This window comes from Kitasatospora sp. NPDC059088, assembly GCF_042738155.1.
Taxonomy (GTDB): Bacteria; Actinomycetota; Actinomycetes; order Streptomycetales; family Streptomycetaceae; genus Kitasatospora.
The window spans coordinates 10,250-35,812 of the sequence record NZ_JBHYGR010000100.1; the positions used below are offsets into that span (position 1 = coordinate 10,250).

10 protein-coding genes are annotated in these 25,563 nt (G+C 76.1%); 2 read left to right on the forward strand and 8 right to left on the reverse strand.

Translation table 11 applies throughout. The annotated features are described in order from the left end of the window. Window positions 1–125: 125 nt before the first annotated feature. Together ACFWXO_RS33005 and ACFWXO_RS33010 are read left to right on the forward strand one after the other, a co-directional pair. The gene (locus ACFWXO_RS33005; protein ID WP_380528526.1) at window positions 126–1,097 is read left to right on the forward strand and encodes a carbohydrate kinase family protein; all 972 of its coding nucleotides are present in this window, start codon (window positions 126–128) and stop codon (window positions 1,095–1,097) included. 45 nt (window positions 1,098–1,142) lie between these two features. Continuing rightward, window positions 1,143–3,302 (forward strand): trehalose-6-phosphate synthase, encoded by a 2,160-nt coding sequence (locus ACFWXO_RS33010; RefSeq protein ID WP_380528528.1) that lies wholly within the window; start codon window positions 1,143–1,145, stop codon window positions 3,300–3,302. A gap of 54 nt (window positions 3,303–3,356) precedes the next feature. Here ACFWXO_RS33010 and ACFWXO_RS33015 read toward each other — a convergent pair whose 3' ends face one another. From ACFWXO_RS33015 to ACFWXO_RS33050, 8 genes are read right to left on the reverse strand one after another with little or no spacing between them, the layout of a single operon-like run. Continuing rightward, window positions 3,357–4,127 (reverse strand): SDR family oxidoreductase, encoded by a 771-nt coding sequence (locus ACFWXO_RS33015; RefSeq protein WP_380528530.1) that lies wholly within the window; start codon window positions 4,125–4,127, stop codon window positions 3,357–3,359. 32 nt (window positions 4,128–4,159) lie between these two features. Next, window positions 4,160–7,105, reverse strand: coding sequence for an amino acid adenylation domain-containing protein (locus ACFWXO_RS33020; protein WP_380528531.1), 2,946 nt, complete (start codon window positions 7,103–7,105; stop codon window positions 4,160–4,162). Window positions 7,106–7,143: 38 nt separating this feature from the next. Then, window positions 7,144–7,968 (reverse strand): mycofactocin-coupled SDR family oxidoreductase, encoded by an 825-nt coding sequence (locus tag ACFWXO_RS33025; RefSeq protein ID WP_380528533.1) that lies wholly within the window; start codon window positions 7,966–7,968, stop codon window positions 7,144–7,146. Further along, window positions 7,959–8,723: a thioesterase II family protein gene (locus tag ACFWXO_RS33030; protein WP_380528535.1), complete on the reverse strand. Its 765-nt coding sequence runs from the start codon at window positions 8,721–8,723 to the stop codon at window positions 7,959–7,961. Before ACFWXO_RS33030 ends, ACFWXO_RS33025 begins: the two co-directional genes overlap by 10 nt. Further along, window positions 8,717–9,862, reverse strand: a complete 1,146-nt coding sequence (locus tag ACFWXO_RS33035; protein WP_380528537.1) for a tryptophan 2,3-dioxygenase family protein — start codon at window positions 9,860–9,862, stop codon at window positions 8,717–8,719. Before ACFWXO_RS33035 ends, ACFWXO_RS33030 begins: the two co-directional genes overlap by 7 nt. Before the next feature lie 52 nt (window positions 9,863–9,914). Continuing rightward, window positions 9,915–10,916 carry a methyltransferase gene (locus ACFWXO_RS33040; protein ID WP_380528539.1) on the reverse strand — a complete coding sequence of 334 codons (1,002 nt, stop codon included), beginning with the start codon at window positions 10,914–10,916 and terminating at the stop codon, window positions 9,915–9,917. Further along, window positions 10,913–17,998: an amino acid adenylation domain-containing protein gene (locus ACFWXO_RS33045; protein WP_380528541.1), complete on the reverse strand. Its 7,086-nt coding sequence runs from the start codon at window positions 17,996–17,998 to the stop codon at window positions 10,913–10,915. Before ACFWXO_RS33045 ends, ACFWXO_RS33040 begins: the two co-directional genes overlap by 4 nt. After that, window positions 17,995–25,506, reverse strand: a complete 7,512-nt coding sequence (locus ACFWXO_RS33050; protein WP_380528543.1) for an amino acid adenylation domain-containing protein — start codon at window positions 25,504–25,506, stop codon at window positions 17,995–17,997. The genes ACFWXO_RS33045 and ACFWXO_RS33050 overlap by 4 nt, the downstream gene beginning before the upstream one ends. Window positions 25,507–25,563 lie beyond the last annotated feature (57 nt).

Here is a 25,563-nt window from a genome sequence, read left to right on the forward strand (position 1 = left end):
CCGCCCCCGCCGCCCCCGCCCCCCCCCCGCCCGGCCGGGCCGGGGCGGGGGGGGGGGCGCCCCCCCGGGGGGGGGGGCCGCCCCCCCCCCCCGCCGGTGCGCGCCCCGCGCCGTATGCTCGCCGGATGGAGACGAACGGGTCCTCACCTCCGTACGAAGTCCTGGTGGCGGGGCCGTACTTCACCGATCTGGTGTTCCACGGCCTGGACCGGCCGGTGCGGCCGGGTACCGAGGTGTTCGCGGACGGCTTCGGCCTGGTGCCGGGCGGCGCCTACACCCCGGCGATGGCACTGCACCGGCTCGGCCGACGGGTGGTGTGGAGCGCGGACTTCGGCACGGACCCGTTCAGCGCCCACGTCCTGGCCTGCGCCCGGCAGGAGGGCCTGGACGGGGCCGCGTTCCGGCGGCACCCGTTCCCGGTGCGCAGTCTGACCGTCGCCCTGGCCACCGAGGGCGACCGGGCGATGGTCAGCTTCCAGGACCGGGTCGACCCCGAGCCGCTCGCCCCGCTGCTGCGGCGGTTCCGCCCCCGGGTCCTGCTGCTGCCCCAACTGCGCTGGGACGAGGGCACGCTGGCGGCGTGCCGGGCCGCGCGGGAGCTGGGCGCCCTGGTGGTCATGGACTGCCACGACACGCCCGCGAGCCTCGACGACCCGGCCGTCCGCGCCGTCCTCGCCCTGGTCGACGTCCTCACCCCGAACGACGGTGAGGCGCTGCGCCTCACCGGTGCCGACGGCCTGGACGAGGCGGTCGACCTCCTCGGCCGCGTGGTGCCCACCCTGGTGGTCACCCGGGGCGCGCAGGGTGCCACGGCCGTCCGGGACGGCGAGCGCCACGACATCCCGGCCGCCCGGACCGCCGCCGGGGCCGCCGGCGTCGACCCTACGGCGGCGGGCGACTGCTTCACCGCGGGCCTGGTACACGGGCTCCTCGGCGGTTGGGACCTGCCCGACTGCCTCGCCGCCGCGTCGCTCTGCGGGGCCGCGGCAACCACCGGCCCCGGCTCGGGATCGGCCCTGCGCGCCGAGGAGCTCGACCGGCTCCTCGACCGCCGCCCCGACCGGGGCGGCCCCCGAACTCCGCTCGTAGCACCATGAGATGAACACTTCACCACCCGGCGTGATCGTGTTAGCGTCCGTCGGATGTCGAGGATTCTGGTCACCGATCTGGACGGCACCCTGCTCGGCGGCACCCCGGACGACCGGCGTCGATTACGGGACGCCCTGGCCCACCACCCCGAGGTGGTCACGGTCTTCGCCACCGGACGCGGCCTGGCCTCGATCCGCCAGGTGCTCCGCGACCCGCTCGTCCCCCGCCCCCGGTGGATCATCGCCGACGTCGGCGCCACCGTCCTGGACGGCGCCGACCTCACCCCCGTCGACCCCGTCCAGGACCAGCTGCGGGCCGGCTGGCCGGGCCCCGAACGGGTCCGCGCCGCGCTGCGTCGCTTTCCCGCACTCGCCTACCAGCACGGCGTCCACCAGGACGGGCGGTGCTCCTACCACCTCCCCCCGAACGGGCTCACCGGGGAGCTCACCGCGGCCGTCGAAGAACTCGGCTGCACCTGGGAGTACTCGGCGGACCGCTACTTCGACGTCCTGCCGCCCCACGCCTCCAAGGGCGACGCCCTGCGCGCCCTGGCCGCGAAGCTGGGCTGGCAGCCCGACGGGATCCTGGTCGCCGGCGACTCCCTCAACGACCTCTCGCTGTTCCGCGCCGGCACCCACGCGGTGGTCGTCGACGGGGCCGAACCCGCCCTGCTCACCGCCCTCATCGGGAACCCGCTGGTCCAGCGCCCGGGCCTGCCCGGCGCGGCCGGCATCCACGCGGCGCTCCGCACCCTCGGCTGGACCTCCCGCGAGGCCGACCACGGCATCGGTGCCGACCACGGGCCCGGGCACGAGGCCGCCACCGAGGCCGCCACCGCCACCGAACCGCCCGTCGGCCGGCACTCCCTCGTCGTCGCCTACCACCGCCCGCCGCTGCACTGGAACGGCGAGAGCTGGCAGCCGCCCGACAGCCCCAACGGCATCCTGCCCACCCTGAGCAGCGCCTTCGCCGACGACCTGCCCGGCGTCTGGGTCGCCGCCCGCACCGGGCGCGACCGGCAGGCGCCGCTCCCGCACCCCGCCTCCGCCCCGCCCCTGGCCGCCGTACCCGTCGACCCGGCCACCTGGAGCGGCTACTTCCACCGCGCCTGCAAGGAGACGCTCTGGCCGGTCCTGATGTCCGAACCGGACCGGGCCGTCTTCGACGAAGGCGCGTGGGCCGACTACCGCACCGTCAACGCCCGCTTCGCCCGGCACATCAGCGCCCAGGCCGCCCCCGGCGCCACCGTCTGGCTGCACGACTACAACCTCTGGCTCGTCCCGGGCCTGCTCCGCCGGGCCCGCCCCGACCTGAGGACCGGGCTCTTCCACCACACCCCGTTCCCGGACCCGGAGACCTTCGCCGGCCTCCCCGTCGCCGCCGAACTCCGCTCCTCGCTCGCCTGCCTCGACTGGGCCGGCTTCCACACCGAGGCCTTCGCCGACCGCTTCCGCCGGACCCTCGCGGGCCTCCCCGGCCCGCCGCGCACCACCGTCCACCCGCTCGGCATCGACCGGCCGGCCGTCGAACGGCTCGCCCGCCTGCGCGCCCCGCACCGCCGCCCGGACACCCGGCGCGTCGTGCTGTCGGTGGAACGCCTCGACTACGCCAAGGCCCCGGTCCAGAAGGTCGACGCCGTCGACCGCCTGCTCGCCCGCCGCCCCGACCTGCGCGGCCGGCTCGTCTTCCGCCTGGTCTGCCCGCCGCCCGAGCCCGGGATCACCGCGTACGAGAGCACCCGCCGGCGCCTGGAGCGACGCGTCGCCGAGACCAACGCCCGCTGGCGCAGCGGGTCCTGGCAACCGGTCGACTACCGGCCGCACCGCCTCTCCACCGCCGAGGTGGTCGACCAGTACCTCACCGCGGACGTCCTCTGGATCACCTCGCTCCAGGACGGCATGAACCTCACCGCCAAGGAGTTCGTCGCCGCCCGCGCCGCGTTCCCGGAGCACCGGGCCGACCCGGGGGTCCTCGTCCTGTCCCGCCACACCGGCGCCGCGGCCGAACTCGGCGAGGCCGCCCTGCTCACCGATCCGCACTCCCCCGAGGACCTCACCGCCGTCCTCGCCCACGCTCTCGACCTCTCCCCCGCCGAGCGCCGCACCCGGATGGTCCGGCTCTCCGCCCTCCTCGGGCACAGCCGTCCCGCCGACTGGGCCCACGAGATCCTGCGCGCCATCCGCAGCGGCGCCCACCGGGGCCCGGCCGCGTGACACGCCGTTGCCCCGGCCCGGGCGGCACCGGGGCCGGGGCGACGGGGCCGGGGTTCACGGCTGGAAGCGGATCCCGCCGTCGAAGCGGATCGTCTCGCCGTTCACGTAGTCGTTCTCGATCAGGAAGCGCACCAGGTGCGCGAACTCCGCGGCCCGGCCGGCCCGCTTGGGGAAGGGGACGGGCGCGACCAGCTTGGCCTTGAACGCCTCGGCGGCCTCGCCCTCGCCGTAGATCGGCGTGTCGATGATGCCCGGGCAGATCGTGTTGACCCGGACGCCGACCGCCGCCAGGTCGCGGGCGGCGGGCAGGGTCAGGCCGACGATGCCCGCCTTGGAGGCGGCGTAGGCGACCTGGCCCGTCTGGCCCTCCAGCGCCGCGACGGACGCCGTGTTGACCACCACGCCGCGCAGGCCGTCGGCGTCGACGGGCGCCGTCCGGGCGATCCGCGCGGCGCCGATCCGCAGCAGGTTGAAGGTGCCGACCAGGTTGACCCGGACGACGTTCTCGAACTGGCCGAGGTCGTGCGGGGCGCCGTCCCGCCCGACCGTCCGGGAGGCCCAGGCGATACCGGCGCTGTTGACGATGACGCGCAGCGGGAGGCCGGTGTCGACGGCGACCTGGACGGCGGCCTCCACCTGCGCCTCGTCGGTCACGTCCGTCCTGACGAAGAGGCCGCCGACCTCGTCGGCCAGCGCCTTGCCCGGCTGCTCGCCGAGGTCGGCGATCACCACCTTGACGCCGTGGGCGGCCAGTTCGCGGACGGTGGCCGCGCCGAGTCCGCTCGCGCCGCCGGATACCACCGCGGAGATCCCGTTCGTGTCCATGGCTCGCAGTACCTTCTTCCAGGATCGGTTGGTCAGGGCCGGTCGGTGCCGGGCGCGTCGCGCCGGGCGGCGACGAGCCGGATGAACGTGTCGGCGGTCGAGTTGCGGTAGAAGTCGCGGGGCGCGATCCTCGGCAGCCCCCGCTCCTGCAAGGACCTGAGCACCCGCAGCACCAGCAGCGAATTGCCGCCCAGCAGGAAGAAGTTGTCGGCCATGGACACCTCGGCCCTCAGGTGGTGGCTCCAGATGCCCAGGACCTCCGCGGCGAGGTCGTCGGTCGCGGCCGTACCAGTCGCGGTGGCGTCGGCCCGACCGGCGGCGGCCGGTGGCGGGAGCCGGTCGAGGTCCGGTTTGCCGTTGGTGGTGAGCGGGACCGCGGCAATCCGGGTGAGCGTGGCGGGGACCATGTAGTCGGGCAGGATGCGGCGGGCGCTGTCGAGGATCCGTGCGGTGTCGGCGTCCCCGGCCTCTCCGGCCAGGACGACGTAGGCGTCGATCCGGCTGCTCGCCGGATCGTCGGGAGCCGCCGCGGTGGCGACGACGACGGCCTCGCTCACCGCCGGGTCGGCGGCCAGCACGGCCCGGATCTCGCCCGGTTCGATCCGGTGCCCGCGGATCTTGACCTGCTGGTCCAGCCGTCCGAGGTGGTCGAGGCTGCCGTCGGGGCGCAGCCGCCCCTGGTCCCCGCTGCGGTAGAGGCGTTCGCCCGTCGCCTCGTCGGTGACGAACCGCTGGGCCGTGAGCTCCGGCCGGCCCAGGTAGCCCGCCGCGAGTCCGGCGCCGCCCACGTGGATCTCGCCCGCCGCCCCCGGTGGCAGGACGCGTCCCCGCGCGTCCCGGACGGAGACCGACCAGCCGGGCAGGGCGCGTCCGACCGAGCGGGAGCCGGCGACCACCTCGGCCGGGGTGATCGTCTGGGCGGTCACGTGCACGGTGGTCTCGGTGATGCCGTACATGTTCACCACCCGGCACCGGGTCGGGGAGTGCCCGGCGAACCAGGGGGCGAGCAGCGCCACGTCGAGCGGTTCGCCGCCGAAGACCAGCAGGCGCACCGACAGTTCGGCCTTCGCGGCCCGGTCCGCGCGGACGAGTTGGGCGAAGGCCGACGGGGTCTGGTTGAGGACGGTGACCCGCTGCTCGACCAGGAGCCGGTGGAACTCCTCGGGGTCGCGCGCCGTCCAGTGCGGGACGACGACGAGGCGTCCGCCGCTGAGCAGGCAGCCCCAGGTCTCCCAGACCGAGAAGTCGAAGGCGGTGGAGTGGAACAGCGTCCAGACGTCGTCGGGGCGCAGCGCGAAGTCCGGACCGGTCGCCGCCAGCAGGGCGGTCACGTTGCGGTGCGGGACGACCACGCCCTTGGGGCGGCCGGTGGACCCGGACGTGTAGATCACGTAGGCGTCGTCGGCGGGGGTTCCCGGCCGTCGGTCGCCGCCCCCGCCGGGCAGGCCGAGGGCGCTCAGCTCGTCGAGGCCCGCGACCCGGACGTCCGCGACGGCGGGGAAGGACTCCGCGTCGGCGACGACGAGGGGCAGTCGCGCGTCCTCGACGACGTACCGCAGCCGGTCCGCCGGGTAGCGGACGTCCATCGGGACGTAGGCGCACCCGGCTTTCAGGATGCCGAGCATCGCGACGACCACCGAGGCGTCGCGGTCCAGGCAGACACCGACCTTGCTCCCCGGGGCGACTCCGAGGGCGTGCAGGCCTGCCGCGACCAGGTCGGCGCGCTCGTCGAGCTGTCCGTACGTCAGCTCTCCGTGCCCGTCGGTCAGCGCCACCGCGTCGGGGCGTCGGCGGGCCGCCTCCTCGAAGCAGTCGTCGATCCGCCGGTCGGCGCCGGGGCCGGGGGCCCGGCCGGCGCCGCCCCGGCGCAGGACCCGGGCCGTCTCCTCCGGGGTCAGGGGCGGCAGCGTGGCCGGGACGGTCGTGCCGGAGTCGGCCGCGAACCGTGCGGCCAGCCGCTCGACCGAGGCGCAGAAGGTGTCGGCCACCTCCGGGGCGAGGACGCCCTCGTCGAACCAGCAGGACGCCTCGGCCGTGCCGTCGGGGTGTTCCAGGAGGTGCACGGTGATCGGGAAGACGGGCGTCAGGCAGGGCAGGTAGGTGCAGCCGTCCCAGGCCTCGGCGTGGACGACGCCGACCGCCGGGAGCTCCGGCCCGGGGGCCGGACCGGGTGCGAGGTCGGTTTCGGGTCCGGGTGCGGCGAGTCGGTCGGCGACGCTCTGCTCCTCGTCGATCTTCCGGGTGCTCAGGCGTGCGCGCTCCGCTCGTCCGCGTGCCACGTCGAGGTGCCCGATCGTCACGGTCTCCGTTCCGGCGTACCGGGCGACGGTGAGGGCGAGGGCCTCCAGGAGCAGCCGCGCGGTACGCGGTCCCCGGCCGGCTCCGGGGCCGGGCACGGCGAGCGGGCGGGCGCTGACGGTACCGCCGCGGTGCCGGTCCCCCAGGCCCCAGTCGGCCGGGGCGGGCGCGGCCCACGGGGTGGACGGGGTGGACGGCGCGGACTGCGCGTCGGCGGACGGCGGCTCCACCGCCGCCCCGGTGAGCAGGGCCCCGGCCAGCTGCTCCAGCAGGGCGCGCGGGACGAGGTGGCGCAGGGCGACGAGCACCAGGTCCGCGGTTCCGTCGGCGTACGTCAGCCGGACGGCGCGGAGCGGGGAGCGTTCGTCGTGGACCGGGCGCAGCAGCTCCCGCCGGGCCCGCGCGGCGGCCCCCGGGTCGTCCCGGGTGGTCGGGACCCTGGTCTCCCAGAGCCGGGGCGAGCCGAGTTCCGGCAGACGGCGGGCAGCCTGCGCCAGCCGTCGGCCGGTGTCGTCCGGGCCGAGCGTGCCGGGCAGCCGGGCGATCACCCCGTGGCAGGCCCGCCCCTGCGCGGGCAGCCGCAGGCCGGACGGCAGCCCGGGGTGCGCCCGGTCGTGGCCGGTGCCGGTGGGCGGTCCGGCCACGGGTGGGGGCGGCGTCACTTCGGTCTGTGCAACCACGGTCGGCCTCCTGCCGAGCTCTGGGCGGTCCGGTGCCGTCACCGGGTGACGAAGCCGGCGTCGACGGTGAGGACCGTTCCGGTCACCCGGCGGGAGTCGTCCCCGGCCAGCCAGAGCGCCGCCCCGGCCACGTCGGCGGGTTCGACGAGCGCGTTCATGGGCTGGTCGCGGAGGAAGGCCTCCTCGTGGCCCTCCGGCGGCAGGTCGAGGGAGCGGGCGATCTCGGTGAGCATCCGGCCCTCGACCAGCGGGTCGTCGCGCACCGAGCCGGGGCAGAGCGCGTTGACCCGGATCCGGTGGGGCGCGTAGTCCAGGGCCGCGGCCTTGGTCAGGCCGATGAGTCCGTGCTTGGCGGCGACGTACCCCGCGAAGTAGCGGTAGCCGACCAGTCCGGCGGTCGAGGAGACGTTGATGATGCTCCCGGACCCCTGCTCGACCATCCCCGGCGCGACCGCCCTGATCATCCGCCAGGCGCCGGAGAGGTTGACGTCCAGCATGAGCGCCCAGTCGCGCTCGCTGGTCTCGTGCACCGGGCGGCCGGACGGCGCCGCGATGCCGGCGTTGTTGACGAGCACGTCGATCCGGTGGAAGCGCTCCAGCGCCCGGCCGACCGCCTCCTGCACGCCCGCCGGGTCGCGCAGGTCGACCGCGGCGGTGACGACCGCGCTGCCGTGCTCCTCGCACAGCTCGGCCGTGTGGTCCAGCTGGCTGCGGCTGCCCAGCGGGTAGTCCACGCCGTCCAGGTCGCCGGCGAGGTCGAGGAGCACCAGGTCGGCGCCCTCGCGGGCGAAGCGGAGGGCGCACGCGCGGCCGAGCCCGCGGGCCGCTCCCGTGATCACGGCGGTCCGGTCCGTCAGCTGCATGTCCGCGCTTCCTCCGTCCCCTGCCCGGTGCGGCCCCGGGCGACGGCCCGCAGCAGGGCTTCGGGCGAGTCGACCAGGTACATGTGGCCGCCGGGCAGTTCGAGGTAGCGGAACTCCCCCTCGGTGACGTCCTGCCACTGCCGGGCCTGCGCGGCGGTGACCAGGTCGTCCTCGGCGCCCCGCAGCGAGGTGACCGGGACGCGCAGGGGCTCGGTCGTGCTCGGCGCGTAGTCCTCGTGCATGGCGACGTCGGCGCGGAGCACCGGCAGCAGGACCTCCCGCAGGTCCGGGTCGTCGAAGGCCTCGTGCCGGTAGCCGGCGAACTCCTGGACGCGGGCCAGGAATTCGGTGTCGTCCAGCCCGGTGGCGCGGGCCTCGCGCCCGTTCGACGGGCCGGGTGAGCCGCTGACGTACAGGTGCTCCGGGCCGCCGTCGCCCTGCCGGTCGAGGGCGAGCGCGATCTCGTAGCTGAGCACGGCGCCGAGGCTGTGGCCGAGGAGCGCGAACCGCCGGCCTTCGGTGAGTTCGGCGATCCGGGGGGCGAGCAGGGCGACGGCCTGGGCCACCTCGGTGAGCGGTTCGTCCAGGAACAGCTCCTCCCGCCCGGGCAGTTGGACCGGCAGCACCGTCAGGCCGGGCACCGCGAGGTCGGCCCAGGCGCGGTAGAAGCCGGCCCCGCTCCCGGCGAAGGGCAGGCACACCAGGGTGAGTCGCTCGGTCGGCATGGTCTCCTCGTTCTCTCCGGTGGTCAGCACGTGAGGAAGGTCCGGACGCCCCGGGACCGCTCGGGTGCCGGAAGGCCCCGCTTCTCCACGAACCTCTTGAGGTAGTTCGCGCCTTCGGTGCCGCCGGAGCCGGTGAGCTCGGGGGTCAGGTACCGGACGGCGAAGCCGTAGTGGCGCCCGCGCCAACGGCGGAGCACCCGTAGCAGTGCGTCGAGGTGGCGGTCCATCTCGCCGTCCCCGGCGGCCCGCACCCGGGCGCCCTGGGCCTGCCACTCCTCGGCGAGGACCCCGCGCAGTTCGGCCAGGTGCCCGTACTCCGCGAGGACCTTCTCCTTCTCCGGGTCCAGGCCGTAGAGCACGATCTCCATGGCGTGGTAGTTCATGGACTGCACGGCGCTGGCGTCGCCGGTCTCCGCCCGGAACTCCATGAAGCGCTCGGGCGACATCGTCCACAGCGCGCTGAACACGCCGTTCAGCAGTTCGGCCGTCAGCACGGCCTGGCGGAGCCTGGTCCGGGCCTCCCGCCGGTCGCCCGCGCAGGTCTCGGCGGCCCGCAGCACGAGGGCGCGGACCAGGAAGAAGACCATCTCGCAGGCGTGCACGGAGCGCAGGAAGAGGTGCTCGTCGTGCTTGTCGGACTGCGGGAAGCCGGTGCACTCGGCCAGCACGAAGCGGTTCCAGCGCGCCCGCGGGTCGCTCTCCCGGGCGCGCAGCGCCTCCCCCAGCGGGACCGCCCCGGCCGGGTCGAAGGTCAGTTCCGCCACCCGGTCGAGCGGGGCCCGCAGCCGCTGCTGCCGCTCGGCCGAGGTCGCGGGGTCGATCGCTCCGGCCGGGGCGGCCCGCTCCACTGCGAGCAGGGCGGTCAGTGAGACCGCCAACGCCTCGGCGGCGCCGGTCAGTTGGTCGTCCGGCCGCTGGTCCAGGAACCAGTCGAAGACGTGCAGGTCGGTGTAGCGGTAGTACCTCGGTATGTCCGTCGTCCGGCTGAACGGCCGGGTCAGCAGTCCGAGCAGTTCCGCCTCGCCGTCCGCCTCCCCGTCGGCGGGCGCCGGGGGCCGGTCGTGGTACCCGGCCAGCTCGTCGAGCCGTTCGGGTGCGAGCGCCGCGCGGCCGCGCTCCCGCTGGATCCTGACGATGTGTGCGCAGTGTTCCGGTAAGCGCGGTTCCACGGGGTCACCTCCGGTGGTTCGACGAGGGATTGGGGCCGGGCTCGGACGGGGCCTACGACCGGCGGGCCGTCACGAGGTGCTTGTCGCCGTCGGAGCGGCGCACCTCGCAGGCGGTGAACCCGGCGGCCTCCAGCAGTCCGGCGTACTCCCGGGCCGAGCGGTGCCGCCCCTGGGTCTCCACGTGCATCGACAGGTTCATCACGGCGGCGCCGAGCGGGCCGTCGCGGTCCTCGTCGAACAGCCGGTCCATCACCAGCACCCGGCCGCCGGGCGCGCAGGCCCGGTGGGCCGAGCGCAGCAGGTCGAGGCAGGTGGCGTCGGACCAGTCCGACAGGACGTAGCCGAAGGCGAAGCAGTCGCCGGGGGGCAGCTCGTCGCGGAAGAAGTCCCCGGCCCGGAAGTCCAGCCGGTCGTCGAGTCCGTGCTCGCTCCGCTTGGCCTTGAGGAACGGCTCGACCTCGGGCAGGTCGAACACGGTGGCCCGCAGGGCCGGGTGGCGGCGCAGCGCGGCGACGGCGAAGGGGCCGTTGGCCCCGCCGACGTCGACCAGCCTGGTCACCGTGCCCAGGTCGGCGAGTTCGGCCAGGCGGTCGGAGGCGTGGTGGCTCAGCTGCCACATGGCCGCCAGGAACCGCTCGGTCGACGCACCGTCCCGGTGGATCCGGGCGAACGCGTCCGGGAGGTCCGCGTCCACGGCGTCCTTGCCGCGGGTCAGGTACCCGTCCAGCAGGTCCAGTTGGCGGGCGGCGTCGGTGACCAGGTGCTCGACGAAGCCGCCCAGGTAGCGGGGGCCGTCGGGGGCGAGGAAGTCGGCCGTCCCGGCGGGGAGTTCGTACCGGCCGCCGCCGGCATCGGCGAGCAGTCCGGAGACCTTGAGCAGCAGCATCAGCCGTTCCAGGGTCTCGGCGTCGAGCCCCAGTTCGGCGGCCGCGGCGGGTGCGGTGGCCGGGCCGTGGCGCAGCAGGTGGGTGAAGACGCCGTGCCGGTCGGCCAGCCGCAGGGCGTGGGTGGCGTGGATGCCGTAGAGCGCGTTCTCCAGGGGAGGCGGGATCATGTCGTCACTCCGATCGTCACGGCGAAGAAGTCGTCGACCTCGGCGGCGATCCGGTCCAGGGCCGGCTTGCGGAGCAGGCTGCCGTGGTTGCCCTCGACCCGCCGCAGGGTCAGTGCGGCGGGCAGGCCCCGCCAGCCGTTGTGCTCGTCGTCGAACAGCGCCGGGGCGACTTCGTCCCGGTCGGTGGGTTTGAACAGCAGGACGGGGAAGCCGGCCGCCGTCGCGCAGCTCGCCCGCAGCAGCCGGTCGCTCTCCCGGGCGTCCTTCTCCATGAAGCGGTCGACGTGCTGGCCGTGGCGGCGCTGGTGTTCCAGCACCTCGTCGATGTCGAGGGCGGCGAGCGCGGCGGCGCGCGGCCCCCAGTTGTGGGCGTCGAGGATCACGACTCCGGCGACCCGCTCCCCCGCCCGCTCCAGGACCCGGCCGATCTCGTAGGCGAGCGTTCCGCCGAAGGACCAGCCCAGCAGCCGGTACGGGCCGGCGGGTTGCCGGGCCCGCAGCAGCCGGGCGTACTCCTCGGCCATCTCGCGCAGCGTTGCGTAGCGGTGCTCCAGGTCGTCGAGGTGGGGGTGGTTGACGCCCACGCAGCGCGCGGAGCGCAGCAGTTCCGCCAGCGGCTGGTAGCAGTACGCGGTGCCGCCGGCCGGATGGATCGCGAAGACGGGCGGTTCGCCGTCGGCCGGTGCCGTGGCGGCGCCGTTGCCGAGGTCGGGCAGGTCGAGCAGGACGGGCAGCTGCGGCGGTGTGCCGCCGGCCCGGCCGACCAGTTCGGCGAGCCGCTCGACGGTGCGGCCGTGGAAGACGTCGGCCACCCGGACCTCCGTGCCGAACTCCCGCTGGATCTCCCGGGCCAGCCGGACGGCGAGCACCGACGTCCCGCCGGAGGCGAAGAAGTCGTCCCGCAGGCCCGGCGCGGCCCCGCCGAGGACGGTGCGCCAGAGCCGCCGCAGCGCGTACTGCACCGGGGTCATCATCACCGGGTCGTCCGGTCGGGCGGCGGTCGTCCGCTCGGCCGCCAGTGCGCGCAGCGCGGCGGTGTCCACCTTGCGGTTCGGGGTGAGCGGCAGCTCGGCGAGGACGAGGTACTGGGACGGCCGCAGGTACTCGGGCAGTTGCTCCTGCGCCCGGCGGCGGGCGGCCTCGGCCAGTCCGTCAGCGTCCAGTCCGTCCGCGCTCGGGCCGTCCGCGTCCGGGCCGTCGGCGTCCGGGCCGGCCTGCTGGAGGAAGGCGACCAGCCGGGCGTGCGCCCCGGAGCCGACGGCGGTGACCACCGCCCGTTCCACACCGGCCAGTCGGGACAGCGTCGCCTCGACGTCGCCCGGTTCGATCCGGAAGCCGCGGATCTTCACCTGGGCGTCCTGGCGGCCGAGGAACTCCAGGGTGCCGTCGGCGCGCATCCTGGCCAGGTCGCCGGTCCGGTAGAGCCGCTCGCCGGTCTCCGGGTCGGTGCCGAAGGCCGCCGCGTCCAGGTCGGGGCGCCCGAGGTAGCCGACCGCGAGCCCGGCCCCGGCCAGGTGCAGCATCCCGACGACCCCTTGGGGCACCGGCCGGCCGGAGGCGTCCAGGACGGACGCCCGGGTGTTGGGCAGGGGCCGGCCCAGGTGCACGCGTTCGTGGCGGACCAGCCGGGCCGCCGTGCTCCAGATGGTGGCCTCGGTGGGGCCGTAGACGTTCCACGCGGTGCCCGTCCGCTCGGTGAGCCGGTCGGCGAGCGGTTGGGGCAGGGCTTCGCCGCCGACGACCGCGGTGAAGTCGCGGGGCGCGGCCCATCCGGTGTCGAGCAGGCCCTGCCAGGTGGCCGGGGTGGCCTGGAGGACGTCGGCCCGGTGGTCCGCCAGCCACGTCCGCAGGGTGTCCGGGTCCCGCTGGGCCTGCTCGTCCGCCACGATCACGGTGCCCCCGGCGGTGAGCGGGAGGAGCAGTTCCAGGACGGAGATGTCGAAGGCGGTGGTGGTGATCGCCAGCAGCCGGTGGCCCGGGCCGGTGCCGAGCACCTCGGCCATCGCCCGCAGGGAGTTGGCCAGGCTCCGGTGGGAGACCACCACGCCCTTGGGGCGGCCGGTGGAGCCCGAGGTGTAGATCGTGTACGCGACCGCGTCGGGCCCCGGCCCGGTGGGCCCAGTCGGCCCGGGCGCCCCGCCGGCCTCGATGAGGTCAGCCCCGCCGGGGCGGGTGAGGTCCGCCCAGCCGACGCAGGACAGCCCGGCGGCGCCCGGGTCGCCCAGCGCCAGGCGGGCGCCGCAGTCCTCGACGACGTGCGCCGTGCGCGCGGCCGGGTGGGCCGGGTCGACGGGGACGAAGGAGGCGCCGGCCCGCAGGATCCCGAGCAGCGCGGCGGGCAGCCGGCGGTCCCGGGGCAGGGCGACGACCACCGGGTCCCCGGGGCGCACGCCGTGCCGGTGCAGGCCGGCGGCGACCCGGTCGGCCAGGTCGGACAGTTCGCGGTAGCCGAGCCGTCCGGTCGCGTCCTCGACGGCGGTGCGCCCGGGGTCGCGGCGCACCCACCCGGCGACCAGGTCCGTGACCGGCTCCGGCCCGTAGGCGCGGACCGGTCCGGAGCCGAGGCGGCGCAGTGCGGCGCGGCGCGCCGGGGGCAGCAGGTCGAGGTCGCGGACCGGGCCGTCGGGCCGGGAGAGGACCGACCGCAGGAAGGTCTCGAAGCCCTCCAGCCACTGCGCCACGGTGTCCGGCGCGAGGATCGCGGTCGCGTGGTCGGCCCGCAGGTAGGGGCCGTCGACGCCGCCGGTCTGGACGTGCAGGGAGAGGTCGAACTTGGCCGTGTCGGCGTCCAGGGTGAGCAGTTCGGCGGTGGCCCCGGCCAGGTCGAACGGCGCGGGGAGCCGGTCGGCGAGGGTGAACATGGTCTGGAAGACCGGGGTGCGGCCGAGGTCGCGGGCCACGTCCAGGTGGTCGACCAGCAGCTCGAACGGCAGGTCCTGGTTCTCCTGGGCGGTGACGACGGTGTCCCGCGCCCTGGCGACCAGGTCGGTGAAGCGTTCGGTGCCCTCGTGGCGCAGCCGCAGGGCGAGCGAGTTGGCCATCAGCCCGACCAGCCGGTCGCTGCCCACGTAGTGCCGGCCGGCCACCGCCGTGCCCACCACGACGTCCTCGCTGCCCGCCATCCGGCCCAGCCACACCTGGAACGCCGTCAGGTACAGCACGAACTCGGTGACCCCGCGGTCGGCGGCGAGCTTCCGCAGCCCGGCGCTGAGCCCCTCCGCCAGCGGGCGGGTCACGGTGGCGCCGCGGTAGTCCTGCTCGGGCGGCCGGGGGTGGTCGGTCGGCAGCTCCAACCGCTCGGGGGCGCCGTCGAGTCGGGACTTCCAGTGGGCCAGCTGCTGGTCGAGCCGGTCGGAGCCGATCTCCCGCTGCCAGCTTGCGTAGTCGACGTAGCGCAGCGGCACCGGCGGCAGGTCCTCGCCGCGGGAGAGCGCGGCCAGCTCCGCCAGCAGCTGCTCCACCGACCAGCCGTCGACGGCGATGTGGTGCAGGCAGAGCAGCAGGACGGCGTGCTCCTCGTCCAGGGCCACCAGCCGGGCCCGCAGGTTCTCCCCCGCCGTGAGGGCGAACGGCCGCGCCAGGTCGGCGGCGGCCAGGCGGCGCCACTCCCGCTCGCCCTCGGGGCGGTCGAGGCCCCGCAGGTCGCTGACCGCGACCCGGACCGGCGCGGCCGCCAGGACCCGCTGGACGGGCCGGCGGTCGGTCTCGACGTACGCCGTGCGCAGCACCTCGTGCCGGCGCACCAGCGCGGTCAGCAGCCGCCCGACCTCCTCGGCCGACACCCGCCCGGTCAGCCGCAGGGCCAGCGGCACGTGGTAGGCGGGGTTGCCGTCGGTGAGCCGGTCCAGGAACCACATCCGGGCCTGGGCGAAGGACAGCGGCCACTCCGGCCGGTCGGTGGCCCGCGGCAGGGGCTCGGCCGGTGCCCGGCGCGCCGCCGGGTCCACGGCGTCCCGGGCGGCCAGTGCCTCGTCCACGGTTTCGGCGAGGTCGCGCAGCGTGCTGCGCTCGAAGAGCCGGCGGACCGGCAGGTCGACGCCGAAGCGGGCGCGGATCGCGTGGCCGACCTTGACCACCAGCAGCGAGTTGCCGCGCAGCAGGAAGAACGAGTCGTCCGGGCCGACCGTCTCCACTCCCAGCAACCCGCTCCAGATCCCGGCCAGTTCCCGCTGGGTGGCGGTGCGCAGCGCGGAGGCGTCCGGGCCGAGCAGGCTGTCGGCCCCGGGGCGGGGCAGGGCCCGCGGCCGGAGGGTCAGGCTGCGCGGGTTCAGCGGCAGTTCGTCGAGCAGGACGTACGCCTCGGGCACCGGGTGGGGTCCGAGCCGCTCGGCCAGGTGGTCGCGCAGCTCCAGCCGCAGCCGGGCGCGGGCCTCCTCGCCTGCGGGAGCCTGGCCTGCGGGCACCACGTAGGCGGTGAGCCGGGGGCCGTCGGTGCCGACCGGGGCGGCGGTCACCGCGGCGTCCCGCACCGTGCGGTGGGTGCGCAGGGCCGAGGCGATCCGGTCCGGGTCGACCCGGTGGCCGCGCAGTTCGGTCCGGTCGCCGCGGCGGCCCTCGAACACCAGGTTGCCGTCGGGCAGGAACCGGCCCAGGTCGCCGGTGCGGTGGATCCGAGCCGGAGCCCCGTCCGGACCGTTCGGGCTGTCCGGGTGGCCGGGCGTCAGGCCCCCGCCGGGTGCCAGGCCCTCGCCGGAGACGCCGATCTCGCCGACCAGGCCGGGCGGGAGCGGACGGCCGGCCTCGTCCAGGACGTGGATCCCGACGCCGGGCAGGGCCGTGCCCACCGTCCGGGCGGGGAACCCGGGCCGGTGGACGAAGCTGGTGCTCGTCACCGTGGCCTCGCCGACGCCGTAGGTGTCGGCCACCACCGGCACCCGCGCCGCCCACCTGGTCAGCAGCTCGGGCGGGGACGGCTCGCCCCGCAGCAGCAGCACCCGGACGGCGGGCAGGGCGTCGTCGGGCAGCGCCGCGGCGAGGGAGGGCGGCAGGGCGACCACGGTGGCGCCGGGCTCGCGCAGCGCCGCGACGACCGCGGCCGGGCGGTCGTGGACGTCCCGGGTCGGCGGGAGCCGCAGCGCGGCGCCGTTGGCGAGCGCGCCCGCCCACTCCCCGGCCGAGGCGTCGCAGCCGGCGGCGGCGAGCTGGAGGACGACCTCGCCCGGCCCGACCCCGAAGGCCTCCCGGTGGTGGGCGGCGAGGTTGACCAGGCCGCGGTGCGCCAGCCGGACCGCCTTGGGCGGCCCGGTGGTTCCGGAGGTGAACACCAGGCAGGCCGGGTCGTCGGGGTCGACGTCCAGCCCGAGGTCGGTGCCGTCCAGCGCGGCGAGTTCCGGTTCTGTCCGCTCCCAGAGCAGCAGCGGGACGCCCGGGAGGGGGTCGGCCGCCAGGGCCTCGTGCGCCAGCAGCAGCGCGGCCCCGGCGACGGCCTCACCGGCCTCACCGACCTCCCCGGCCTCGCTGTCGCCCGGGTCGACGGACAGGTAGCAGGCGCCGGCCTTGGCCGTCGCCAGCCAGGCGACGACCCGTTCGACCGAGCGCTCCATCCGCAGCGCGACGACGTCGCCGGGCCCGATCCCGGCGGCGCGCAGCCTGCGGGCGAGCCGGTTGGCGGTGGCGTTGAGCCACCCGTAGTCCCAGGTGCGCTCGCCCCGGTGCAGCGCGACCACCCGCGGGCCGGTGGCGGCCCAGTGTTCGACCGCCTGGTGGACGGTGCGCGACCGCGGCGGCTCGGGCCGGGGCCGCGACCACGCGGCCATCCGGCGGCGCTGCCGCTCGGAGACCAGCGAGGCCGATTCGACCGGCTGGTCGCAGTCCTCGGCCATCGCCGTCAGGCAGGCGACGTAGCTCTCGGCGAACTCGGCGACGGAGTCCTCGTCGTAGAGCTCGGCCGGGTACTCCAGGCGGAGCTCGATGCGGCCGTCCCGCTCCCCGGCGAACAGCATCTGGTCGAACCTGACGGCGATCTCGGGGGCCGGCCGCAGCTCCGTCTCCAGGCCGTCCAGGACGAGCGGCGGCCCGCTCTCCCCCCAGGTGAACAGCGTCTGGCAGAGCGTGGGCACGTGGGGCTCGCGCTCGGTGGCGACGGCGTCGACGATCTGCTGGTACGGCACGTCGGCGTTGGCCATGGCGTTCAGCAGCCGGTCGCGCACCTGGGTCAGGGCGTCGGCGAAGCTCGCGCCGGGGGCGAGGGTCAACCGCACCGGCAGGGTGTTGGTGAGCAGGCCCACGGTGTCGCCCAGGCCCGGGCGCAGCCGGTTGACCACCGGCACCGTGCCGAGCACGTCGGTGGTGGCGCCGAACCGGGCCAGCAGGGCGAGGTAGGCCGTCATCAGCGTCATCGCGGGGCTGGCGCGGCGTTCCTCGCCGAGCCCGCGCAGTCGGGCGCTGAGTTCCGGGGAGAGGCCGAAGTCGTACCGCCGGGCCTGCCCCGACCAGGAGTCGCGGCCGCGTTCGAAGGGCAGGGTGAGCCGCTGCGGAGCACCGGCCAGGGACTTCTTCCAGAACTCCGACTGCCGGGTCAGGTCGGCCGGTTCGCGCTCGACGTCCTGCGCGAACGGGGTGCCGGGGGGCGGGAGTTCGGGCTCCCGGCCGTGCACGGCGGCGCTGTAGGCGGCGGCCAGTTCGCGCAGCAGGATGCCGATCGACCAGCCGTCCACCAGGAGGTGGTGCACGCAGAGCGCGAACCAGTGGCGGTCCGGCCCGGTCCGGGCCAGCGCGGCCCGGACCAGCGGCCCCCGGTCGAGCGCGAAGGGCTCCCGGAAGAACGCGGCGAGCCGTGCCTCCCGGTCCGGTGCGGACAGCTCCCGCCAGTCGAGTTCGGCGACCGGCACCTCCGGGTCGCCGCTGTCCTCGGCGTGGGGTTCGCCGTCCGCCTCGGGGAACTGCCAGCGCAGCACGGCGTGCCGCCGCAGCAGGGTGCGCAGCGCCTCGGCCAGGGCGGGGAGTTGCGGGGTGCCGCGCAGTTCCAGGAGCACCGGGAGGTTGTAGGTGCCCGGTGCGGGGGCGATCCGCTCGGCCAGCCAGAGCTGCCGCTGGAAGCGGGAGACCGGCTGACGCCGGGTCCGGGTGGGTGCGCCGGTCATCGGGTCTGCCCCTTGTCGTCGATCAGCTGCGCCAGTTCCGCCACCGTGGGGTGGTCGAACACGTCCCGGACCTCCAGCTCGGTCCCGAACTCCTCGTACACGGCGGTGACGAGTTGGACGGCCTTGAGCGAGTGGCCGCCGTGGCGGAAGAAGTCGTCCTCGGGCCCGAGCCGTCGGCCCTCCAGGACCGTCTCCATCAGCCCCTGGAGGCGCTGCACGGTCGAGCCGGCCCCCGGGGAGGGCTCCTCCGGCGCCGGGGCCGCCTCGGGCCGGGGCAGCCGCGCCGCGTCGACCTTTCCGCTCAGGGCCCGGGGCAGGGCGTCGACCTGGCAGAGCCAGGCGGGGACCATCGCGTCCGGCAGGGTGGCCCGCAGCCGGTCCCGCAGCGCGTCCGGGTCGAGCGGTCGCGCCGCGACCAGGTAGCCGAGCAGCCGGACCTCGCCCGACCCGCTGTCGGCGACCACCGCCGCCTGGTCGACGCCCGGCAGGTCGAGCAGCCGGGCGCGGACCTCGCCGGGCTCGACCCGGACGCCGCGGACCTTCACCTGCTCGTCGAGCCGGCCGAGGAACTCCAGCAGGCCGTCGGCCGACCAGCGGCCCCGGTCGCCGGTGCGGTACAGCCGGGTGGGGCGGCCGCCGATCACGGTCTCGACGAACGCGGCGGCGGTCTCGCCGTCCCGCCGGTGGTAGCCCTCGGCCAGTCCGACGCCGCCGATGCAGATCTCGCCGCTGCCGCCGGGGGGCACCGGCCGGAGCCGCTCGTCGAGCAGCCGGACCTCGGTGTTGCGCACGGGCAGCCCGATGGTGGCGGCGCCGCGCCGCCCGTCGACGGGGAAGGCCGTGGCGGTCACGGTGGCCTCGCTGGGCCCGTAGAAGTTGAACATCCGGGCCCGGCCGGACCACCGGTCGATCAGGCTCTGCGGGCAGCTCTCCCCCGCGACCACCAGCACCTGGAGGTCGGGCAGGGCGTGTGGGGGCAGGGTGGCCAGCACGGTCGGGGTGAGCGCGGCCAGGTGGACCGGCGGGTGCCGGTCCGGGTGGTGCAGCCGGTTGACCACCTCGGCGGCGGAGTCCGCCACGATGCTGAGCGTCGCCCCGTTGAGCAGCGCCGTGGTCCACTCCCAGACCGAGCCGTCGTGCCCGCAGGACGCCAGGGAGAGCACGTGGCGGCCCGGTCCGACCTCGTAGTGGTCGTGCTGGGAGAGCGCCAGGTTGACCACGCCGCGGTGCCGGATCCGCACGCCCTTGGGCTCGCCGGTGGAGCCCGAGGTGTGGACGATGTAGGCCAGGTCGTCGGGGCCGGCCGCGGTGGGCAGGGGGCCGTCGTCGAGGTCGGCGCCCGACCGTTCGTCCAGCACCAGGCAGGGGCCGTCGGTGGTCGGGGCGGCGTCGGCCCGGTCGGTGACGACCAGGTCGGGCGCCAGGTCCGCCAGCAGGGCGGCGATCCGGGCGGGCGGGTTGCCGCCGTCGATCGCCGCGTAGCAGCCGCCGGTCTTGAGCACGGCCAGGTAGGTGGCGAACAGGTCGGCCGTACGGCGCAGGCGGACGGCCACCACCCGCCGCGGTCCGGCCCCGTGGGCGAGCAGCAGCCGGGCGATCCGGTTCGCCCGGGCGTCCAGTTCGCGATAGGTGAGCGTCTCCCGGCCGCCGTCGCCGGAGCGGATCGCGCACACGTCGGGGTGCAGCCGCGCCATCTCCTCGAAGCGCTCGGCGACGGTGGTCTCCGGCAGCGGGCGGTGCGGGCCGCGGCGGCCCCCGGTGCGGTCCTGTTCGGCGGCGTCCAGTACGGCGGTCAGCTCGTCGAGGCGCGCCCCCGGGTCGGTGGCGGCCGCGTCCAGCAGCAGCAGGAGTTCGTCGAGCCAGCGGTGCGCCGTCCCGGGCAGGAAGAGCCCGGTCGCGTACTCGACGGTGAGCTCCCACTCTCCGCCGCGCGGCCGCAGCAGCACGCTGACCTCGTAGCGGGCGACGGTCGACTCCAGCGGTACGGGGACGGCTCCGGGCAGGGTGGCGGCCCGGTCGGCGCTCTCGTGCACGAAGGTGGTCTGGAAGAGCGGGTGCCGGCCGGAGCGGCGGTCGAGGCCGAGCGCGTCGACCACGCTCTCGAACGGCACCTCCCGGTGCTCGTGGGCGGCCAGCAGGCGCTCCTGCACCGCCCGGGCGTGCTCGCCGAAGGTGCTCCGCGCCGCCCGGTCGACGCGCAGGGCCAGCATGTTGGCGAAGAATCCGATCAGCCGTTCCAGGTCCGGGTGGTGGCGGGAGTCGACGGGGGTGCCCACCACCAGGTCGTCCTGGCCCGTGCTGTGGGACAGCCAGGCCGTGTAGGCCGCCAGGTGGAAGGCGAAGGGCGTGACGCCGAGGGTGCGGCAGTGCTCCTCGATCCGGGCGGCCAGTCCGGGCGGCAGCGGCCGGCTGACGCTGGATCCGGTGAAGTCCTGCCGGGCGGGCCGGGGCAGGTCGGCCGGCGGCACCGAGGTGGCGGGCGCCCCGGACAGCGTCCGGTGCCAGAAGTCGACCCGCGCGGTGGCGGCCCGCTGGGTGGCGGGCTCCTGCTGCCAGGCCGCGTAGTCGGCGTACTGGAGCGCCAACTCGGGCAGTTCGGGAGCCTGTCGGTCGCGTTCGGCCCGCTGGGCGAGGTCGAGCTCGGCGGCGAAGACGCCGACCGACCAGCCGTCGGAGACGATGTGGTGCAGCGCGCTGAACAGCAGGTGGCGGTCCTCGGCCAGCCGGAGCACGTGGAAGCGGAACAGCGGGCCGTGGGCCAGGTCGAAGCGGTGCCCGGCCAGTTCGCGCAGCCGCCGGTCGGCGTACGCCCGCCGGTCGGCCTCGTCCACGCCCGGGCAGTCCTCGACCTCCAGGTCGACGGGCATCCGCGCGTGGACGACCTGCTCGATCCGCCCGTCGGCGATCCGGAAGGTGGTCCGCAGCACCTCGTGCCGGTCCACGATCCGCTGCACGGCCCGGCGCAGCAGCGGCCAGTCCGTCGCCCCCTCGATCAGGACGGCCGAGGGCATCGCGTAGACGGCGCCGCGCAGTTCGGGCGGGGCGAGCTGCTCGGCGAACCACAGGCGCTGCTGGCCGGAGGAGGCCGGTGCCCGGGTGGCCGAGCGCCGCCGCAGGGCCGGGGTCCGGTCCGCCGCCGCCACCGTCGCCGCCGGGCGGTCGGCGCGGGCGGCCTCGATCAGCCCGGCCTGCCCGCCCACGTCGGGGTGCAGGAAGATGCCGCGCAGCTGGAGGTCGACCCCGAAGACCTCCCGGACGCGGTTGAGCAGGAGCGTCGCGGTCAGCGAGTGGCCGCCGAGGGCGAAGAAGTCGTCCTCCGGCCCGGGCGTGACCCCCAGCAGCTCGGCCCACAGCCGGGCGACCGCCTGCTCGGTGGCGCCGTACGGCCGCCCGTCGCCCGCAGGCCGCGCGGGCCGCTGCGCCGCGGCCGCCGCCGGGGCGGGCAGCCGGCCGCGGTCGACCTTCCCGTTGCGCGACAGCGGCAGCTCGCCGAGCACCAGGTAGTGCTCGGGGACCATGTACGGGGGCAGCCGGCGCTCCAGCGCCGTCCGGGCCAGCCGGGCGAGCACCCGGCGGAACGGGACGGCTTCGCTCGGCCGCGGGTCGGCGCGCTGGGCGTCGGCCACCGGACCGGCGAAGAAGGCGTGCAGGACCTCGCCGCCGCCGGCCGCGGCCCGGACGATCCGGTCGCCGGTCGGGTCGAGTTCGCCGATCGAGCAGCCGCCGAGCCCGTGGTGGTGGCCGGTGTCCGCGAGCCGCTGCACCAGCCGGCCGGCCGCCGACTCGGCTGCCCCGGGCTCCCGTTCGGCCCCGAGTGTGGGACCGCCGGGCGTGGGACCGCCGGGCGTGGGGCCGCCGGACGTGGGGCCGAGCAGGAACACGGCGGCCGTCGCGCCCTGGTAGATCGACCAGTTGTCCGGGTTGCTCAGGTCGGGTGCGGGCTCCGGCCCGGCGAAGCCGGCCCAGCGGCCGCCCTCCCAGCGGTGCCAGCCCGCCGACAGTCCGCCGCCGGCCCCGGCCGGGACAGCGCCCGGCCTGACGTGCACCAGCACGGTGAGGCCGTCCGGGAGCACCTCGTCCACGGCGCCACCGGCCGCCTCGTCCACCGGGCCGGGTTCCAGCACGCCCAGCAGCCGGCAGTCCGGGCTCTCCAGCACCAGCGGGGCCAGCCCGCCCGCCTCGCGGTCCTGCCGCAGCCGCCAGGCCGCCCCGGTCGCGTCGCTCACCAGCTGAGCCATCGACCCGGCCTCGACCGCCGCGTAGCGCAGGCCCCGCCCGCCGTACTGCGGCTCGATCGCCGAGCCCTTGGCCACCAGCAGCAGGGCCGGGCCCCGGCCGCCGTGGGCGGCGCGCCAGGCGGCCGCCGCCTCGCCGGAGCCCACCCGGACCCACCCGTGCCGGACGGGGTCGAGGTAGAACACCCCGGCGGCCAGACCCTCGGCGTCGCGGTCACCGACCAGGTAGGTCCGGACGGGGTACAGCGAGCCCGCCGACCCGTAGCGCCGCCGGGGCAGGGCGGAGCCCTCGACCGGACGGGCCAGCAGCGGGCGCACGGCGGCGGCGACCGAGCGGTCGTCGCCCGGCGCGGGGCGGGGTGCCAGGGCCCCGGTGAGCCAGTCGGCCAGTGCCCGGGGGTCCGGCTCGGCGCCCTCGAAGGCCCGGAAGCTCTTGCGCGCGCTCAGCGCCGCGTCGGCGTCGGCGCTGTCCGTGCCGCTGCCGAGGGGGTGGAGTTCCCCGTCGAGGACGCGCAGCCCGGGCTGTGCCAGCCGGAACTCGACCGCCGCGGCCGCGGCCTCCTCGTCCTCCTCCGGCAGGTCGACGTGCAGGTACGCGGCGAGCCGCGGGGTGCGCCCGTCCGGCCTGACGACGTGCGCCAGGCCGTGCCGCACGCCCGGGAGCCCGGCCAGGTGGTGCTCGATCTCGCCGAGCTCGATCCGGTGGCCGCCCACCTTGACCTGGAGGTCGTCGCGGCCCAGGAACTCGATGTCGCCGTTCGGCAGGTAGCGGCCGCGGTCGCCGGTGCGGTAGAGCCGCTCGCCGGTGTCGGGGTGGACGACGAAGGCCGCCGCCGTCCGCTCCTCGTCCCGCCAGTAGCCCCGGGCCAGCCCGGTGCCGCCGATGTGGAGGTCGCCGGGCACGTGGTCGGGGCGGGGCCGCAGGGCCCGGTCCAGGACGTGGAAGGTCTGGTTGCGCAGCGGCCGTCCGTACGGGACGCTCGCCCACCCCGGGTCGACCCGGTCGATCTCGTGGGCGATCGACCAGATCGACGCCTCGGTGGCGCCGCCGAGGCCCACCGTCCGCGCGTCGCGGAACACCTCCGACACCCGGCCGGGCAGCTCGGTGGGGATCCAGTCCCCGCTGAGCAGCACCAGCCGCAGACTGTGCGCCAGCCGCTCGCGGAACTCGTCCGGGCGGCCGCTCACGGCCGCCGTGAACATCTCCATCGACATCGGCACCGTGTTCCACACCGTGACCCGGTGGTCGAGGACCCAGTCGGCCCAGCGCGCCGGTTCGCGGACCTGGTCGTCCGGCGGGACGACCACCGCGCCGCCCGCGGCGAGCAGGCCGAAGACGTCGTAGACGCTCAGGTCGAAGCCCAGCGCGGAGAGCGCCAGGACCCGGTCCCGCGGGCCGATCCCGTAGCGGTCGTTGATGTCCAGGACGGTGTTCACCGCGCCCCGGTGGTCGATCATCACGCCCTTGGGCTCGCCGGTGGACCCCGAGGTGAAGATCAGGTAGGCGAGGTCGGCGGGCGTCCGACACGCCGGCGGGGCGCTGACGTCCTCGCCCTCGGCGACCGGTGCGAGCAGGTCCTCGTCCACCGGCAGCACCGGGGCTCCGCCCGGGGCGCACCGCCCGGCCGGCCCGGTGACCCGGGCGAGCCGGTCCGGGTCGGCCAGCACGCCGCCCACCTCGGCGCGGCGCAGCAGGTCCTCGATCCGCTGCTGCGGCGACCCGGCGTCGACCGGCAGGTAGGCCGCGCCCGCCTTGAGCACCGCCAGGCAGGCCACCACCTGGCGCCAGCCCTTGCCGGCCAGGACGGCCACCCGCCCGCCCGGCTCGACGCCCGCGGCCGTCAGGCGCCGGGCGGCCCGGTTGGCGGCGGTGTCGAGCTGCCGGTACGTCAGGGTGCGGTCCTCGGCGACCACCGCGACGGCGTCGGGGCCGCTCGCGGCCCGGTCCTCGAAGAGCTGGTGGAGCAGCCGGTCCGACTCCGGCCCGGCGGTGTCGTTGACCACGGCCCGGCGTTCGGCCTGGGCCTCGGGGAACGGGGTGAGCCGCGGACGGTCCCAGGCCCGCTCGTCCCGGGCGAGGGCGCGCAGCGCGGCGCAGTACGCCTCGTGCATGTCGCGCACCAGGCCGTCCGGGAAGAGCCCCGCCACGTGGTCCCAGCAGAGCACCAGCTCCCCGCGGGACTCGTAGACCTGGTGGTCCAGCCAGACCTGCGGGGTCTGGGTGATGTTGAAGACCTCGTCGGGGAAGAGGCTCTCCCAGCCGTCCGCCCCGCCCTCGCCGCCCAGCAGGCAGGTGAACACCACCGGCATCAGCGGTCCCCCGTCGAGCCCCCGGGTGCGCGCCAGTTCGCGCAGCACGCGGACGCCGCCGAAGTGGCGGTGGTCGAGGTCCTCCCAGAGCCGGCCCTGGGTCCGGCCCGCGCGCTCGGCGAACGGGACGTCCGGCTCCGACCAGTCCAGCTCCAGGAGGTTCACCGAGGTGAAGTCCCCGGCGATCGCGTTGATCCGGGGGTGGACCGGCAGCCGGTTGAAGAGCGTCGTGGTGACGGTGAAGTGCGGTTCGGCGCTCCAGGTGGCGAGGGTGTCGGCGAAGGCCGCCGCCAGGACGGCCGACAGCGACAGGCCGCGGCGCTCGGCGCGTTCGCGCAGGGCACGCAGGTCGGCGGCGGGGAGCCGGCGCTGCACCCGGTCGAAGCGGCGCGGCCCGGTCGGGGCGGTCGCCGCCAGGGGCAGCGCCGGGGCGGCGGGCAGGGTGTCCAGCCGGCCCGTCCAGTAGTCCCTGGAGCGGCGGAAGGCCGCCGTGCCGGCGAACTCCCGCTCCGCCAGCACGTAGTCGCGCACGCTCAGGTCCAGCGCGGGCAGTTCGGCGTCCTCGTCGCGGTAGAGCCGGGCCCACTCGTTGAGGACGAGGTTCAGGCTCCACGCGTCGAGCCCCAGGGCGTCCAGGCTGAGGTGCAGCCGGTGACGGTCCGGCAGCCGGCTCGCGGCGATCTCGAACAGCGGCCAGCGCTCGCTGGGCAGCACCTGGTGCGCCATCCGGTCGCGGGTGGCCGCGAGCGCCCGCTGCGCCTCCGCCGGGCCGTGCCCGGCCAGGTCGGCCACCGCGATGCGGTACTCCGGGACGTGGGGCAGGATCCGCTGCCGGCCCTCCGCCACCACCAGCCGCAGTGCCTCGTGCCGGCGCACCAGCCGGTTGAACGCCCGCTCCAGGCGGGCGACGTCGAGGTCCGGCACGTCGTACTCCACGTAGCAGTGGACCTGTCTCTTATACACATATCCCAGCCCACGATACCAGAATAAATCTGGGTTTGCGGGGGGTGGGTGTTTATT

What these genes read in the sequence shown, in the direction of transcription:
- ACFWXO_RS33005 (WP_380528526.1), top strand. Translation starts at nt 126, where the DNA reads ATGGAGACGAACGGGTCCTCACCTCCGTACGAAGTCCTGGTGGCGGGG.
- ACFWXO_RS33010 (WP_380528528.1), top strand. Translation starts at nt 1,143, where the DNA reads ATGTCGAGGATTCTGGTCACCGATCTGGACGGCACCCTGCTCGGCGGC.
- ACFWXO_RS33015 (WP_380528530.1), bottom strand. Translation starts at nt 4,127, where the DNA reads ATGGACACGAACGGGATCTCCGCGGTGGTATCCGGCGGCGCGAGCGGA.
- ACFWXO_RS33025 (WP_380528533.1), bottom strand. Translation starts at nt 7,968, where the DNA reads ATGCAGCTGACGGACCGGACCGCCGTGATCACGGGAGCGGCCCGCGGG.
- ACFWXO_RS33040 (WP_380528539.1), bottom strand. Translation starts at nt 10,916, where the DNA reads ATGATCCCGCCTCCCCTGGAGAACGCGCTCTACGGCATCCACGCCACC.
- ACFWXO_RS33045 (WP_380528541.1), bottom strand. Translation starts at nt 17,998, where the DNA reads ATGACCGGCGCACCCACCCGGACCCGGCGTCAGCCGGTCTCCCGCTTC.